A 13,931-nucleotide genomic window follows, 5' to 3' on the forward strand; every position below is an offset into this window, starting at 1 on the left:
CGCACCGAGCCACACCGCGTTGCATTCCGGTAACGGAATGGTCCGCGCGCTAGCCTGATCCGATGACCTCTGCCTCCTCCGATGCTGTCGAAACCGATGCCGAGGAGGCGCCCAAGCCCAAGCAGGCGGGTGCCGCATACGCTCTGGGGCGGGCGGTCATCGGCCCCCTGGCCAGGATGATCTACCGTCCGCGGGTCGAAGGCAGGGAGAACGTGCCGCGCACGGGCGCCGTGATCTTTGCGAGCAATCACCTCTCGTTCATCGACTCGATCGCCATCCCGGTCGCTGCACCGCGACCGGTGCACTTCCTCGCCAAGTCGAGCTACTTCGAGGGCACCGGCATCTCCGGCGCCCTCCAGCGCACGTTCTTCGAATCGATCGGTGCGATCCCGGTGCGGCGAGGGGCAGGACAGGCCGCACTCGACGCACTGGACCAGCAGCGGATGCTGCTCGACGACGGCCTCGCGGTCGCGCTGTACCCCGAGGGAACGCGCTCCACCGACGGTCGCCTCTACAAGGGCCGCACCGGCGTCGCCTTCCTCGCCCTGCAGACGGGCGCCCCTGTCGTTCCGGTCGGCCTGATCGGCACAGACCGCGTCATGCCCAAGGGCGCCAAGATGCCCTCCCTGCGCGAGCGAGTGACCGTGAAGTTCGGCACCCCGCTGGACCTCTCGGCTCACGGGCCGGCGAACAGCGGACGCGCACGGCGGCTCGCGACGGATGAGATCATGACGGCCATCCATGCCCTCTCCGGTCAGGAGCTCGCGGATGCCTACAACGAGGCGCCTGCCCAGGGCACGATCGAGAAGATCAAGCAGGCGCTCCCCCACGAGCGCCGCTGATCCTCGTCATGCCGCGGTGACCGTGGCCTCGTGCCGGACGGGGAAGTTCACCGAGTTGGCGATGAAGCACCAGGCGTTCGCCTGGACGTGCGCGCGCTCCGCCGCCTCGATCATCGAGGGGTCGGCGACCGTCACCTCCGGCCGGAGCACGACCTCGGCGAACGATCCGCCGCCCGCTCCGTCCTCGCGCATGAGACCGGTCGCCCTGTCGCGATAGTCCACGACGACGACCCCGGCGGTGACGCAGGCGTGCAGATAGGAGAGCAGATGGCACTCGGACAACGCCGCGAGCAGCATGTCCTCCGGGTTCCAGCGCGTCGGGTCGCCCCGGAACGGCTTGTCCGCCGAGGCCAGGAGCTCGGGCTTGCCCTCGATGGACACCGTGACGTCCCTGGCGTACTCCCGGTAGCCGCTCGTGCCGGTTCCACGGTTACCCGTCCAGGTCGTGGTCAATGCGTATCGATGCTCTCCGATGCTCATCCCGCCAGTCTGCCACCGGCACCGGGGACGGGATCGCTCCCGCGTTAGGCTGAAAGGATGCTGGAGACAATCACGCTCGCGGATGCCGTCGAACTCGCCGTCGTGGAGCGGAGCGGTTTCATCGAATCACGGCACGCGGGAGTCGCCGTCGTCCTGTCTCCCGAAGGCGAGGTGGTGGCCTCGCATGGCAACGCCGACGCTCTCGTGCTGCCTCGATCCAGCCTCAAGCCCCTGCAGGCGGTCGCCTGTGTGACGGCCGGCGCGGCGCTCGAGGGCGAGCAGCTCGCCCTCTCCACCGCCAGTCACGTCGGCACCGACCGGCACGTCGCGGTGGTGCGGGACATCCTCGTCGAGGGAGGGCTCAACGAGGACGATCTCGCGTGTCCCCCCGCCTGGCCGTCCGACTCCGCGGCGAGGGACGAGCTGGTGCGGGAACACGGCGCGCCGGCCCGCATCCGCATGAACTGCTCCGGCAAGCACGCGGCGATGCTGCGTGCGTGCGTCGCCACGGGGTGGCCGATCGCCGGTTACCTCAATCAGGACCATCCGCTGCAGATCCACATCCGCGAGGTCGTCGAACGGCTCACCGGAGAGAAGGTCGCCCACACGGCGATCGACGGTTGCGGCGCACCGGTGCACGCCATCTCCCTCACGGGTCTGGCGCGTGCGATCCACCGCATCGCGACCGCATCCGATCGGTCGCCCTTCGCCCTGCACCGCGTGGCGGGAACGCTCGTGCGCACCGTCCGTGAGAACGCCTGGACCATCGAGGGCCCCTCGCGCCCGGACACGATCGCGATCGAGACGCTCGGTGTCTTCGCCAAGGGCGGCGCGGAGGGTGTCATGGTCATGTCCGCTCCGAACGGCACGACGGTCGCTCTGAAGATACTCGACGGCTCTCCGCGCGCTTCGACGATCGTGGCCGCGACCCTGCTCCAGCGCGCAGGCGCACTGAGTCAGGAGCAGGTGCAGACGCTCGATGACGCACTCGCTCTGGAGGTGCTCGGCGGCGGCCGTGAAGTCGGCCGTATCCGGGTTTCCGCCGCGCTCTGATCCTTCACCGGACCGTCTCCGCACCCGGGGCACCGGGGAGGACGACTCGCTCGGGCGGTCCGCCGTCGATGACCCGCCACGCGCGTCCCGCGTGCGTGCGCGCGTAAGGAGGCAGATCCCGGTGCCCGAGCAGCACCCGCAGCGCAGAGGGATGCTCCGCGGCGACGAGCATCTCCCCCTCCTGGCGGATTCGCTGCAGGACAGCCCACTCCCGCTGCCACTCCTCTGCATCGCCGATGAGGACGAACCCGCGCACCGCGCTCTCCTCGTGCGGCTCGCCGGGGCGGCGGATCTCCCGATCCGGGAAGGCTTCGGCCAGCACCGCACGCATCCGCGCTCCCCCTGCGCTGACGATCCCGACCGCTCGGCGGCCGGGACACCACGACGACGCGCTCCTGTCCTCCGATGAGCGCTCGGGTAGCTCGTCCGTCCACGCGACCTGAACCTCGGTTCCCGCCAGGTGCGCCCGACCGGGGGCACGGTCCGCTGCGAACGCCGAGGATTCACCTCCGGCGGCGAGGTGCTCGCCCCTGTTCGAGGTCCTGAGCAGCATCCGGTTCGGCAGCGCATCGACAAGACGGCCCGCGACACCGGAGATCCTGGCCATGGTGAGCACGGGTGTGCACGCATCCGCGGAGCGCAGGAACGGCTCGAGGCGCTCGGCGAACGCCAGGGCGTACTCCCCCGGAAACGCGGCGAGGATCCGATCCGCGTCGTCGCAGAGCAGGAGCCCCCGCTGCGTCGGGCTCAGCGCGTGCACGACGTCCCACGCGTCCTCCGGCTCGCTCGGCACGGTGGTCGCCGTCGGGTCCTGCCGTCGCAGGGTTCGCACGGCGGTGCTCTTGCCCGCCCCCGGCCCGCCGATGATCGCCATGCCCCGGTCCCGCCCCGGACGCAGACCGATGACCCGTTGGCGCTGACGCTCCGGTTCGTCGGCGAGTCCGAGAAGGACCTCTCCCTGGCCACCGGCGAGCTCCTCGACGCGGAGCAGTGTCGGCAGCGCAGGCAGCCATGGGCTGGCCCGGCGCGCCTCGCTCTGCCATCGCTTCCGAAGAGCGTCGACGTCCTCGGCAGCGGTGAGAGCCACCCGGATCGGGAGCGCCTCGTCGTCCTGGGGGCGCCGCACGAGTGCGATGCCCCTGCCCTGCGGGCCTCCCGGCAGAAGGGCGGCCTCGTCGGAGCCGATCACGAGTCGGCTGTCCGCGGCATCCGAGACCCGGAGACTGATGCGGAGCGGGCAGTTCGCCGCCACGGCATCCCTGATGACGCCTGCCGCGCGCTGGGTGCCGAGGATGAGATGCATCCCGAGCGCGCGCCCGCGTGCGGCGATGTCGGTGAAGACCCCGGCGAGATCCGGATGGTCCTGCAGCAGGGCGGCGAACTCGTCGACGACGATGACGAGTCTCGGCATCTCGACGGCTGCGTGATCGATGTCTCTCGCTCCCGCCTGCGCCAGGACGCGCTCACGGCGCCTGAGCTCGGCGGTGAGGCTGCGCACACCGCGCGCGGCCTCGCCCTCGTCGAGATCCGTGATGACGGCGCTGACCTGCGGAAGCGCGCGCAGCGGATCGAACGCCGTTCCCCCCTTGAAGTCCGCGAGGACGAAGGCGACCGCATCCGGCCCGTGGACCGAGGCGATCGCGCTGACCCAGGTCACGAGGAGTTCGCTCTTTCCCGCTCCCGTCATGCCGGTCACGACCGCGTGCGGCCCGTCCGCGACGAGGTCCACGGTCATCTCGCCCAGCATGCCTCTGCCGATGACCGCTGCGAGACCGCCGCTCGCCGCTGTGGAGAGCTCCGCGAGGCCGAGCCGCTCCGGAAGACGCGCATCCTGACGAACCCATTCGGCGGTTCGTCGCGCGATCGCACCGAGCTGGGCATGCGAGACGCATTCGACCGCCAGGGGCTGAACGCCGTCGGCGCTGCGCAACGACGCCGTCACCGGGTCGACGATGTCGAGGACGACGCTCGCGGTGAGTGGAACAGGGCTGCCGGGCGGCAGCAGCCAGATCGTGGCCTCCGCCGGCGGAGAGCTCGCGGCGTCATGCGATACGGCGAGACGGAAGGCGCCTCGCGTTCCCACTGTCGCGTGAGCGAAGCCGCTCGCCTCCCCGAGCTCACCGCACAGAGTCAGCTGTGAGGGCGAGAAACGAAGGCAGAGCTGCGCGAGGAGCGCCCTCACCACCGCCTCCCCGATGGGCGGCAGCGCTCTGATGCACACGCCCGCCCCCAGCGCGACGGCGATCGGGGAGTCATCGATCGTCCGAATGCGCTGGCGCGCCGCTCTGGCACGATCCCCCTCACCCCCCGAAGCCCGGAGAGCGCTCGGCAGACTGCCGCGCCCGAGCACGATCGTGGTGCTCGGCCCCGGAGGATCGACCCCACGCAGAGGCGCCTCCAGAAGGCAGTGCAGCGCATCGGGATGACGATGCCAGAGCGCCTCTCGCTCGAGAGCCAGACGTTGCTCGATCTCGTCGTCGACGCGTTCCCAGGCGGCCTCGCTCTCAGCCATGATCCGCCGACGCTCCTTGCGCCGCTGTCGCACGCCGTCCAGAACCGAGCCGGTGATCATCAGCGGGCCCAGCAGAGAGAAGCACAGCGCGAGCACGGAACCGGTCACCTGCCAGAGCACGACACCGGCGACGACGGGGACGAGCGCGGCGACGAAGGGGACGGGAGGCCGACGCGGCTCTGATGCAACGGGCGGGAGGATGATCGGTTCAGCGGTCATACGACCATTCGACGCGATCAGTGGCCCGGTAGACCGCTCTTCACACTGTGCTGTCCGATCAACGGACTGTGGAGGACGTGTCGTCCTCTTGGTCCTCGCCCTCGTGAGCGGACACGGCGGAGATCTGGACCACGATCAACGTCACGTTGTCGCGCCCGCCGTTCTCCAGTGCCGCCGCGAGCATGGCGTCGACGGCCTTCGCTGGGTCCGCGTGCTCCCGGAGGAAATGCTGGATACCGTAATCGGTGAGCTCCTTGGTGAGGCCATCGGAGCAGATCACGAAGCGATCGCCGTCCTGGATGTCGATGCTGAGGTAGTCCGGAGGGAACAGCTCGCTGACGCCCACGGCGCGCGTGATGACATTGCTGTAGGGATGCCCCTCGGCCTCCTCAGGGCTCAGGCGACCGGAGGCGATGAGCTCCTGCACGACGGAGTGATCCGTCGTCACCTGGGCAAGACGATCGCCCCGCAGCAGGTACACCCGCGAATCGCCGATGTTCAGCGACACCCATCGAGCCGGTTCCGCAACGAGATCGAGGAAGACTCCGGTGAGAGTCGTGCCGGTGCCCTCGTCCGTGGTCTCGGGGTGGGATGCGATGTCCTCCACGGCGAGAGCGAGCGCCCGCTCGATCCCCTCGGCCGAGACCTCCCCCGCGTCGACGACCGCCTTGAGGCGCTCGATCGTGCTCTGACTCGCCACCTCTCCGCCGGCGTGACCGCCCATTCCGTCTGCGACGACGAAGAGCGGATACTCGGCGAGGAAGGCGTCCTGATTGGAGTCGCGACGCCGTCCCTGATCCGTTGCGCCCGCCCATACGAGCACATAGCGGTCATCGACCTCGATCGTCTGCGATGCGGTCTCAGCCACGTGCGTCCTCCGTGCTGCGAGCGGCGGATCGGGCGGCCGCCTGGCTCTCGAACATCGTAGTGGAACGGAAGGCTCCCCCCAGCGGGGCGAAGCGACGCGGGGGAAGGAACGAGGTCATGTCTCAACGCTATCGTGTCGGCACGCTACCGCGATGATCCGCTGTGGATGACGTAGAAGAGCCCCTGAGAATCTCTCAGGGGCTCTTCCAGGATCGTGTCGATCAGGCAGGCGGGTTGGTCGGCGGAGCCGGCGGCTGCGTCGGATCCGTCGGGGCTGCCGGCGGCTGCGTGGGGGCAGCGGGCGGCGCGGGCGGTGCCGCGGGAGGCGGGGTCACCGGCGGCACAGCGGGAGCGGCAGGAGCCGCAGGAGGCGGCGTGACCGGCGGGACCTGACCGGGCTGCGCGGGCTGACCGTACCCGGGCTGCGGGTATCCAGGCTGAGCCGGCGGAGCGTAGCCGGGCTGCGCGGGCGGGGTGTAGCCGGGCTGCGCCGGGGGTGCGTAGCCCTGGGGGGCCTGGCCGTAGCCGGGAGCGGCGCCGTAGGCGTTCGCCGGCGGAACGCTCGTGGCCTGTGAGGGGACGCCTTCCCAGACCGTGCGGTCGGAGAGGAATCCGTTCGACGCCCACGGCGCAGGAGCGATCTGCGTGTTCCAACGCGACTTGTCGAAGGCGTTGATGCCGAGCCAGACGAGGCTTCCCACACCCGGGATCAGCAGCAGGAGGAGCCAGACGGCATCCTTCTGGAGCTTGAGACCGACACGCCACAGGACCATGACGACGACGGCCAGCGTCACGATCCAGGAGATGTAGTTGAGCACCGGGATCAGAACGACCGCGAAGGCGATGAGCACCACCCAGGGCGACACGTCTCCGAGCTTCGCGAGCACCATGTAGTTGTACACGGGAACCCAGGCGCGCCACTTGCCCTGCACACCGGCCTTGTCGAAGATCTTCGACAGGAAGATCGCCAGGATGATGTAGCCCGCGAGAGCGAACACCAGGCCCACCAGGCCGATGATCAGCAGGGCCGCTGCGGCACTGGCGTCGTAATAGTAACTGCTCATGATCCCCTCCGGATCTGGACGTCGGACGGCTTCCGCCGCGCCCATAACCCTAGCGCGACAGGCGCCCCGCCCGCACGGGTATCGCGGAATGTCTCACAATGTTCACGCCACCGCGAGCAGCTCCCAGACGCCGTCGTCCGCGCTGTCACGGAAGACGAAGCCCCGACCGGCAGCCCAGTGTCTCAACTCCGCGGGCGAGTCCGTGGACACTCCGTCTTCCGCGAATGCCCTGGTGAAGAGCCCCTTGGTCGTCTTGTTGAAGTGGTTCAGCGCCCTCCCCTCCTCCGTCACCACGCGCACATAAGCGGATGGCACGGTGTCGGGAACCGGTCCGAGCGCGACATAGGCCTCGCTGCGCAGATCGAGCAGGAACGAAGGCGCCTCCTTCGCGATGGCCGCCGTGACCGCCTCTGCCCAGTGCCGTCGCAACGGCGACAGCCCCGGCACAGACGTCCCGGCCGCGAGCCGATACATCGGGATGGGGTCGAGGGCCGCGAGCGGGCCGAACGGCGCGGAGTGGATCCAGACGCTCTCATGCAGATGGGCCCTGGCAGCCTCGCCCAGGCTCCGGGCGTCGAGGGCGTCGTAGAGGACGCCTGTGTAACGATCGGCTGCGGGCATGGTGGGCGCGGTGCGGAGGCGACGATTGTGCGCGATGTCCGAGAGCTGGCGATCGCTGAGCTTGAGAGCGCGCCGGGAAGCATCCGGATCCTTGGCGAGCTCGACGAGCGCCGAGACGGCCGCCCGACGAGCGGGAGCCAGGCTCGCCATCGCGACCGCTGCGGGCGCGAAACGGCCGGATTCGCCACCTTCGCGCTTCGTCTCGGATGGGGGCAGCAGCAGCTTCATGGGTACTCCGGCAGGCAGAAACACGTCCGCCCCGGGGCCCTGACGAGGTCAGGACGCCCGAGGCGGACGATGCGGAACAGTGTTCAGGCGATGAGGGCGGCGTTGCCGGCCACGATCGTCAGGGTGTCGCCCTCCATGGAGAGGAACCCGTCCTGCGCGTTGGCCAGCACCTTCGAGCCGTCTTCGCGGGTGATGCGGACCTCGCCCTGGGCGAGGATCGCGAGCACCGGCTCGTGACCCGACATGATGCCGATCTCACCCTCGACGGTCTTGGCGACGACGAGGGTGGCGTCACCGGACCAGACCTCCGCATCGGCGGAGACGAGGCTGACGTTGAGCGCCATGATCAGGCGTTCTCCTTCTGGATCTGCGCCCAGCGCTCTTCGACGTCGGAGATGCCGCCGACGTTGAAGAAGGCCTGCTCGGCGACGTGGTCGAAGTCACCGCGGGTGATCGCGTCGAACGACTCGATCGTCTCCTTGAGCGGAACGGTCGAGCCCTCGACACCCGTGAACTTCTTCGCCATGTAGGTGTTCTGCGAGAGGAACTGCTGGATGCGACGGGCACGTGCCACGACGATCTTGTCCTCTTCGGAGAGCTCATCGACACCGAGGATGGCGATGATCTCCTGCAGCTCCTTGTTCTTCTGGAGGATCTGCTTGACCGTGGTGGCGACGCGGTAGTGGTCCTCGCCCAAGTAGCGGGGGTCCATGATGCGCGACGTCGAGGTCAGCGGGTCGATGGCCGGGTACAGACCCTTCGACGCGATCTCACGCGAAAGCTCCGTCGTCGCGTCGAGGTGCGCGAAGGTGGTGGCCGGTGCCGGGTCGGTGTAATCGTCGGCGGGAACGTAGATCGCCTGCAGCGAGGTGATCGAGTGGCCGCGCGTCGAGGTGATGCGCTCCTGGAGCAGACCCATCTCGTCGGCGAGGTTCGGCTGGTATCCCACGGCGGAGGGCATACGGCCCAGCAGCGTCGACACCTCGGAACCCGCCTGCGTGAAGCGGAAGATGTTGTCGATGAACAGCAGCACGTCCTGCTTCTGGACGTCGCGGAAGTACTCCGCCATCGTCAGCGCGGACAGGGCGACGCGCAGACGCGTCCCCGGCGGCTCGTCCATCTGGCCGAAGACCAGGGCGGTCTTGTCGAAGACGCCGGCCTCCTCCATCTCGTGGATGAGGTCGTTGCCCTCACGCGTGCGCTCACCGACACCGGCGAACACCGAGACACCACCGTGGTCCTGCGCGACGCGCTGGATCATCTCCTGGATGAGGACGGTCTTGCCGACACCTGCACCACCGAACAGACCGATCTTTCCACCCTGCACGTAAGGGGTCAGCAGGTCGATCGACTTGATGCCGGTCTCGAACATGGTGGTCTTCGACTCGAGCTGGTCGAAGTTCGGGGCCTTGCGGTGGATCGGCCAGCGCTCCGTGATCTCGACGGTCTCACCGGGCTCGCCGTTGAGGACCTCGCCGATCACGTTGAAGACCTTGCCCTTGGTCACGTCACCGACGGGAACCGAGATGGCCTCGCCCGTGTCGCGGACCTCCTGGCCGCGGACGATGCCGTCCGTCGGCTTCAGGGCGATGGCGCGGACCAGGTCGTCACCGAGGTGCTGGGCGACCTCGAGCGTGATCTCGGTCGACTCCTCGCCGATCGTGATCGTGGTCTTCAGCGCGTTGTAGATGTCGGGGATCGAGTCGTGCGGGAACTCGATGTCGACAACCGGACCGTTGACGCGTGCGACGCGCCCGACGACCGCGGTCGCCGGCGTCTCAGCCGTGGCGGTGGTGGTCATTTTCGTCTCTCTCCTGATGGTCTATTTGCTCGACGCGAGGGCGTCGGCGCCGCCGACGATCTCTGCGATCTGCTGCGTGATCTCCGCCTGACGCGCGTTGTTGCGCAGACGGGTGTAGTCGGTGATGAGCTTGTCCGCGTTGTCGCTGGCCGACTTCATCGCCTTCTGCGTGGCCGCCTGCTTGGCGGCGGACGACTGCAGGAGAGCGTTGAAGACGCGGCTCTGGATGTAGACCGGAAGGATCGCATCCAGTACGGTCTCGGCATCCGGCTCGAACTCGTACAGCGGGTACACGGCACCGGATGCGTCAGACGCATCCGACTCCGCGATCTCGAGCGGAAGCAGACGGACCGTCTCCGGCGACTGCGTCATCATGCTGACGAAGCGGTTGTACACCAGGTGGAGCTCGTCGACTCCCCCGTTCTCGCCGCCGCGCGAGAAGGCCTCGAGCAGCGTGGCCGAGATCGCCTCGGCCGTGGAGAAGGACGGGGTGTCGGTGTCGCCGGTCCACTCCGCCGCCGCGGTGATGCCGCGGAACTGGAAGTAGCCGACGGCCTTGCGGCCCACGAGGTAGAACACCGGTTCGCTGCCGCTCTCGCGGATCAGCTCCGCCAGCTCCATCGCCTCGCGGAGGATCTGCGAGTTGAAGGCGCCGGCCAGACCGCGGTCGCTCGAGAAGATCACGACCGCGGAGCGGCGGATCGTCTCGGGCTCACGGGTGAGCGGGTGGTCGACATTGGAGTACGTCGCGACGGCGGAGACGGCCCTCGTCACGGCCCGCGCGAAGGGGCTGGACGCCTTGACGCGTGCCATCGCCTTCTGGATGCGCGAAGCCGCGATGAGTTCCATCGCCTTCGTGATCTTCTTGGTCGTCTGAGCAGAAGAGATCTTCTGCTTGTAGACCCTGAGTTGTGCGCCCATGTATCAGTACCTCACGCGATTACGCGCGACGACCCTTGACGATCTTCTCCTGGTTGACGTCCTCGGCCTCAGCCGCAGCGTGCTCCTCGTGGCCGGGGGCCCCGATCGCGTGACCCTTGCCGCCCTGGAACTCCAGGATGAAGGCGTCGGTCTGCTTGCCGAGCTCGGCGACGGTGTCGTCGTCGAGGACGTTCGTCTCGCGCAGGGTGTCGAGCACGGTGGTGTTGCGACGCAGGTAGTCCAGCAGCTCGCGCTCGAACCGCAGGACATCCTCGACCTCGATGGTGTCGAGCTTGCCGTTCGTTCCGGCCCAGATCGAGACGACCTGCTCCTCGACGGGGTACGGCGAGTACTGCGGCTGCTTGAGCAGCTCGGTCAGACGCGCACCGCGGGAGAGCTGACGACGCGATGCGGCGTCGAGGTCGGATGCGAACATCGCGAACGCCTCGAGCGAGCGGTACTGCGCGAGCTCCAGCTTCAGCGTTCCGGAGACCTTCTTGATCGACTTGACCTGTGCGTCACCGCCGACTCGGGAGACCGAGATGCCCACGTCGACCGCAGGACGCTGGTTGGCGTTGAAGAGGTCGGACTGCAGGAAGATCTGGCCGTCGGTGATCGAGATCACGTTGGTCGGGATGTACGCCGAGACGTCGTTCGCCTTGGTCTCGATGATCGGAAGACCGGTCATCGAGCCTGCGCCCAGCTCGTCGGACAGCTTCGCGCAACGCTCCAGCAGACGGGAGTGCAGGTAGAAGACGTCTCCGGGGTATGCCTCGCGGCCCGGCGGACGGCGCAGCAGCAGCGACACGGCGCGGTAGGCCTCGGCCTGCTTCGACAGGTCGTCGAAGATGATGAGGACGTGCTTGCCGCCGTACATCCAGTGCTGGCCGATGGCGGAACCCGTGTAGGGAGCCAGGTACTTGAAGCCGGCGGGGTCGGATGCCGGAGCCGCCACGATCGTGGTGTACTCCAGGGCGCCTGCCTCCTCGAGCGCGCCCTTCACCGAAGCGATGGTCGAGCCCTTCTGGCCGATGGCGACGTAGATGCAGCGGACCTGCTTGTTGACGTCGCCGGACTCCCAGTTGGCCTTCTGGTTGATGATCGTGTCGATCGCGATGGCCGTCTTGCCGGTCTGGCGGTCGCCGATGATGAGCTGGCGCTGGCCACGACCGACGGGGATCATCGCGTCGATGGCCTTGATGCCGGTCTGCATGGGCTCGTGGACCGACTTGCGCTGCATGACGCCGGGCGCCTGGAGCTCGAGCTCGCGGACGCCCTCCGTGGCGATCGCGCCGAGGCCGTCGATCGGGTTGCCGAGCGGGTCGACCACGCGGCCGAGGTAGCCGTCACCGACGGGGACCGAGAGCACCTCGCCCGTGCGGGTGACTTCCTGGCCGGCCTCGATGCCCGTGAAGTCGCCGAGGACGACGACGCCGATCTCGTGCTCGTCGAGGTTCAGGGCGAGGCCCTTGGTGCCGTCCGCGAAGGTGACGAGCTCGTTCGCCATGACGCCCGGCAGGCCCTCGACGTGCGCGATGCCGTCGGCGGCGTCGATGACCGTGCCGACCTCGGTCGCACCGGCGGTGGTCGGCTCGTAAGCGGCGGCGAAGTCCTTCAGCGCGTCACGGATGACGTCGGGGCTGATCGATAGTTCTGCCATTGTCTTCCCTTTGTATCTGGGTGCGCGGTTCCCCGCGCGAAGTCGTATTAGCCCGCGAGCTTCTGTCGAAGATCGGCGAGCCGCGCGGAGATGCTGCCGTCGATGACGTCGTCCGCGACCTGCACGCGCAGGCCTCCGACGACGTGAGGGTCGATGACCTCGCTGATCGTGACCTGTCCGTCGTAGCGACGGGAGAGGGCATCGGTCAGGCGGGTCCGCTGTGCATCCGTGAGCGGAGACGCCGTCTGAACCGTCGCGACGATCAGACCGCGCTGCGAGGCGACGATCCGGATGGCGCGGTTCAGCAGCTGGCGCACCCGGCGCTCACGGGGCTGACGGATGAGCGAGGAGACGATCAGCGTCGCGGGTGCTCCCGCTGCGCCGCCGAGCAGACGCTCGACGAGATCGCCCTTGGCCGAGGAGTCGCCGAGACGGCTTCCCAGCGCGAGCTCCAGCTCGGGGTTCGCCGCGACGACGCGCAGGAAGCCGAACAGCTCGCCGGAGATGTCGTCCTTCGGCTTGGCGATCGCCACCGCGCGGATGGCGAGCTCCTCGATGCCGTCGACGAGGTCGGAGGCGTCGGACCAGCGCTGGACGGATGCCACGGCGAGCACATCCTGCGCTCCTGCCGACAGCGAGCCGAACACGCTGCGGACGACCTTCTCGCGCGCCTCGGCCGGAGCCGCTGGATCTGCGAGCGCGCCGCTCAGCTGGGACGAGCCTCCCACGAGCCGCGCGGCGGCGAACAGCTCCTCCGCGGTGCCGAGGGTCACGCCCTTGGCCGCGGAGAGAGCCGCCGTCGTCGCCGACAGTGCCTGAGTGGTCGCGCTGCCCATTACTTGGCCGCCTCGGATGCCTCGAGGTCGGCCAGGAAGCGGTCGACCACCGCGGTCGCGCGTGCGTCGTCGGAGAGGGTCTCGCCGACCACGCCGCCGGCGAGGTCGAGGGCGAGGGTTCCCACCTCGGAGCGCAGCGACACGAAGGCGGCCTGGCGCTCGGCCTCGATCTGCGAGTGCGCAGCGGCCGTCAGACGCGCGGCCTCGCTGGTCGCGGTCTCCTTGGCCTCAGCGACGATCTTCTTGCCGTCCTCACGGGCGGCCTCGCGGATCTCGCCGGCCTCGGTGCGGGCCTCTGCGAGCTGGCGGGTGTACTCCTCCAGCGCGGCCTCAGCCTGCTTCTGGGCCTCGTCGGCCTTGGCGATGTTGCCCTCGATGGCTGCCGAGCGTGCGTCGAGCAGCGCGTACAGCTTGGGAAGAGCGACCTTCCACACCACGACGAGGATGACGATGAAGCAGACCGCGGACCAGATGATGTCGTACCACGCGGGGATGAGCGGGTTGTGTGCCGCACCTTCCTCCGCCGCGTACGTGACAAGAGCGTTCAGCATCCTGTCTCCTTATCGAAGCCGGCGGGTCAGTTGGTGAAGATGAAGTAGGTCGCGATGCCGATGAAGGCGAGCGCCTCGGTGAAGGCGATACCGATCCACATCAGGACCTGGAGGCGACCGGCCAGCTCGGGCTGACGGGCGACGCCCTCGATCGTCTTGCCGACGACGATACCCACGCCGATGGCCGGGCCGATCGCGGCGAGACCGTAACCGACAGTGGCGATGTTGCCGGAGATTTCAGCGAGAACCGTAGTTGCGTCCACGGGTTTTTCCTTT

The 13,931-nt window shown here is 68.5% G+C and carries 14 protein-coding genes; 2 read left to right on the forward strand and 12 right to left on the reverse strand.

Annotated elements, in window-relative coordinates; all coding sequences use genetic code 11:
- The first annotated feature begins 62 nt into the window (after nucleotides 1-62).
- Nucleotides 63-842 carry a lysophospholipid acyltransferase family protein gene (locus tag ACWGJP_RS13420; protein ID WP_452330277.1) on the forward strand — a complete coding sequence of 260 codons (780 nt, stop codon included), beginning with the start codon at nucleotides 63-65 and terminating at the stop codon, nucleotides 840-842.
- A gap of 6 nt (nucleotides 843-848) precedes the next feature.
- Here the strand turns inward: ACWGJP_RS13420 and ACWGJP_RS13425 are convergent, their stop codons facing one another.
- The gene (locus ACWGJP_RS13425) at nucleotides 849-1,322 is read right to left on the reverse strand and encodes an OsmC family protein (RefSeq protein ID WP_452330278.1); all 474 of its coding nucleotides are present in this window, start codon (nucleotides 1,320-1,322) and stop codon (nucleotides 849-851) included.
- Between the two features lie 57 nt (nucleotides 1,323-1,379).
- Here ACWGJP_RS13425 and ACWGJP_RS13430 point away from each other — a divergent pair, with 57 nt between their 5' ends.
- Nucleotides 1,380-2,375, forward strand: a complete 996-nt coding sequence (locus ACWGJP_RS13430; RefSeq protein ID WP_452330279.1) for an asparaginase — start codon at nucleotides 1,380-1,382, stop codon at nucleotides 2,373-2,375.
- A gap of 4 nt (nucleotides 2,376-2,379) precedes the next feature.
- On the opposite strand, the gene ACWGJP_RS13435 is transcribed toward ACWGJP_RS13430, so the two are convergent.
- The 11 genes from ACWGJP_RS13435 to atpE form a co-directional block, all read right to left on the reverse strand.
- Complete coding sequence (locus tag ACWGJP_RS13435) at nucleotides 2,380-5,106, reverse strand: FtsK/SpoIIIE domain-containing protein (RefSeq protein ID WP_452330280.1); 2,727 nt, start codon at nucleotides 5,104-5,106, stop codon at nucleotides 2,380-2,382.
- Nucleotides 5,107-5,164: 58 nt separating this feature from the next.
- Nucleotides 5,165-5,974, reverse strand: coding sequence for a PP2C family protein-serine/threonine phosphatase (locus ACWGJP_RS13440; protein WP_452330281.1), 810 nt, complete (start codon nucleotides 5,972-5,974; stop codon nucleotides 5,165-5,167).
- A gap of 220 nt (nucleotides 5,975-6,194) precedes the next feature.
- Nucleotides 6,195-7,037 (reverse strand): large exoprotein, encoded by an 843-nt coding sequence (locus ACWGJP_RS13445; protein ID WP_452330282.1) that lies wholly within the window; start codon nucleotides 7,035-7,037, stop codon nucleotides 6,195-6,197.
- A gap of 102 nt (nucleotides 7,038-7,139) precedes the next feature.
- Nucleotides 7,140-7,886, reverse strand: coding sequence for a YaaA family protein (locus tag ACWGJP_RS13450; RefSeq protein ID WP_452330283.1), 747 nt, complete (start codon nucleotides 7,884-7,886; stop codon nucleotides 7,140-7,142).
- An 83-nt stretch (nucleotides 7,887-7,969) separates the two neighbouring features.
- Nucleotides 7,970-8,230, reverse strand: a complete 261-nt coding sequence (locus ACWGJP_RS13455; protein WP_452330284.1) for a F0F1 ATP synthase subunit epsilon — start codon at nucleotides 8,228-8,230, stop codon at nucleotides 7,970-7,972.
- 2 nt (nucleotides 8,231-8,232) lie between these two features.
- A complete protein-coding gene (gene atpD / locus ACWGJP_RS13460; RefSeq protein WP_452330285.1) occupies nucleotides 8,233-9,687 on the reverse strand; it encodes a F0F1 ATP synthase subunit beta in 1,455 nt (484 codons plus the stop codon).
- 21 nt (nucleotides 9,688-9,708) lie between these two features.
- Complete coding sequence (locus tag ACWGJP_RS13465) at nucleotides 9,709-10,608, reverse strand: F0F1 ATP synthase subunit gamma (RefSeq protein WP_452330286.1); 900 nt, start codon at nucleotides 10,606-10,608, stop codon at nucleotides 9,709-9,711.
- Between the two features lie 19 nt (nucleotides 10,609-10,627).
- Nucleotides 10,628-12,268, reverse strand: a complete 1,641-nt coding sequence (atpA, locus tag ACWGJP_RS13470; RefSeq protein ID WP_452330287.1) for a F0F1 ATP synthase subunit alpha — start codon at nucleotides 12,266-12,268, stop codon at nucleotides 10,628-10,630.
- A 47-nt stretch (nucleotides 12,269-12,315) separates the two neighbouring features.
- Nucleotides 12,316-13,104 carry a F0F1 ATP synthase subunit delta gene (locus tag ACWGJP_RS13475; RefSeq protein WP_452330288.1) on the reverse strand — a complete coding sequence of 263 codons (789 nt, stop codon included), beginning with the start codon at nucleotides 13,102-13,104 and terminating at the stop codon, nucleotides 12,316-12,318.
- Nucleotides 13,104-13,655, reverse strand: coding sequence for a F0F1 ATP synthase subunit B (locus ACWGJP_RS13480; protein WP_452330289.1), 552 nt, complete (start codon nucleotides 13,653-13,655; stop codon nucleotides 13,104-13,106). The genes ACWGJP_RS13475 and ACWGJP_RS13480 overlap by 1 nt, the downstream gene beginning before the upstream one ends.
- A 26-nt stretch (nucleotides 13,656-13,681) precedes the next feature.
- Nucleotides 13,682-13,918, reverse strand: coding sequence for an ATP synthase F0 subunit C (gene atpE, locus ACWGJP_RS13485; RefSeq protein ID WP_341975188.1), 237 nt, complete (start codon nucleotides 13,916-13,918; stop codon nucleotides 13,682-13,684).
- Nucleotides 13,919-13,931: the final 13 nt, after the last annotated feature.

Source organism: Microbacterium sp. NPDC055903 (assembly GCF_053615555.1).

Bases quoted from the DNA above. Each gene is read 5' to 3' on its own strand.
- ACWGJP_RS13420 (WP_452330277.1), top strand. From the start codon at position 63: ATGACCTCTGCCTCCTCCGATGCTGTCGAAACCGATGCCGAGGAGGCG.
- ACWGJP_RS13425 (WP_452330278.1), bottom strand. From the start codon at position 1,322: ATGAGCATCGGAGAGCATCGATACGCATTGACCACGACCTGGACGGGT.
- ACWGJP_RS13430 (WP_452330279.1), top strand. From the start codon at position 1,380: ATGCTGGAGACAATCACGCTCGCGGATGCCGTCGAACTCGCCGTCGTG.
- ACWGJP_RS13435 (WP_452330280.1), bottom strand. From the start codon at position 5,106: ATGACCGCTGAACCGATCATCCTCCCGCCCGTTGCATCAGAGCCGCGT.
- ACWGJP_RS13445 (WP_452330282.1), bottom strand. From the start codon at position 7,037: ATGAGCAGTTACTATTACGACGCCAGTGCCGCAGCGGCCCTGCTGATC.
- ACWGJP_RS13450 (WP_452330283.1), bottom strand. From the start codon at position 7,886: ATGAAGCTGCTGCTGCCCCCATCCGAGACGAAGCGCGAAGGTGGCGAA.
- ACWGJP_RS13455 (WP_452330284.1), bottom strand. From the start codon at position 8,230: ATGGCGCTCAACGTCAGCCTCGTCTCCGCCGATGCGGAGGTCTGGTCC.
- atpD (WP_452330285.1), bottom strand. From the start codon at position 9,687: ATGACCACCACCGCCACGGCTGAGACGCCGGCGACCGCGGTCGTCGGG.
- ACWGJP_RS13465 (WP_452330286.1), bottom strand. From the start codon at position 10,608: ATGGGCGCACAACTCAGGGTCTACAAGCAGAAGATCTCTTCTGCTCAG.
- atpA (WP_452330287.1), bottom strand. From the start codon at position 12,268: ATGGCAGAACTATCGATCAGCCCCGACGTCATCCGTGACGCGCTGAAG.
- ACWGJP_RS13475 (WP_452330288.1), bottom strand. From the start codon at position 13,104: ATGGGCAGCGCGACCACTCAGGCACTGTCGGCGACGACGGCGGCTCTC.
- ACWGJP_RS13480 (WP_452330289.1), bottom strand. From the start codon at position 13,655: ATGCTGAACGCTCTTGTCACGTACGCGGCGGAGGAAGGTGCGGCACAC.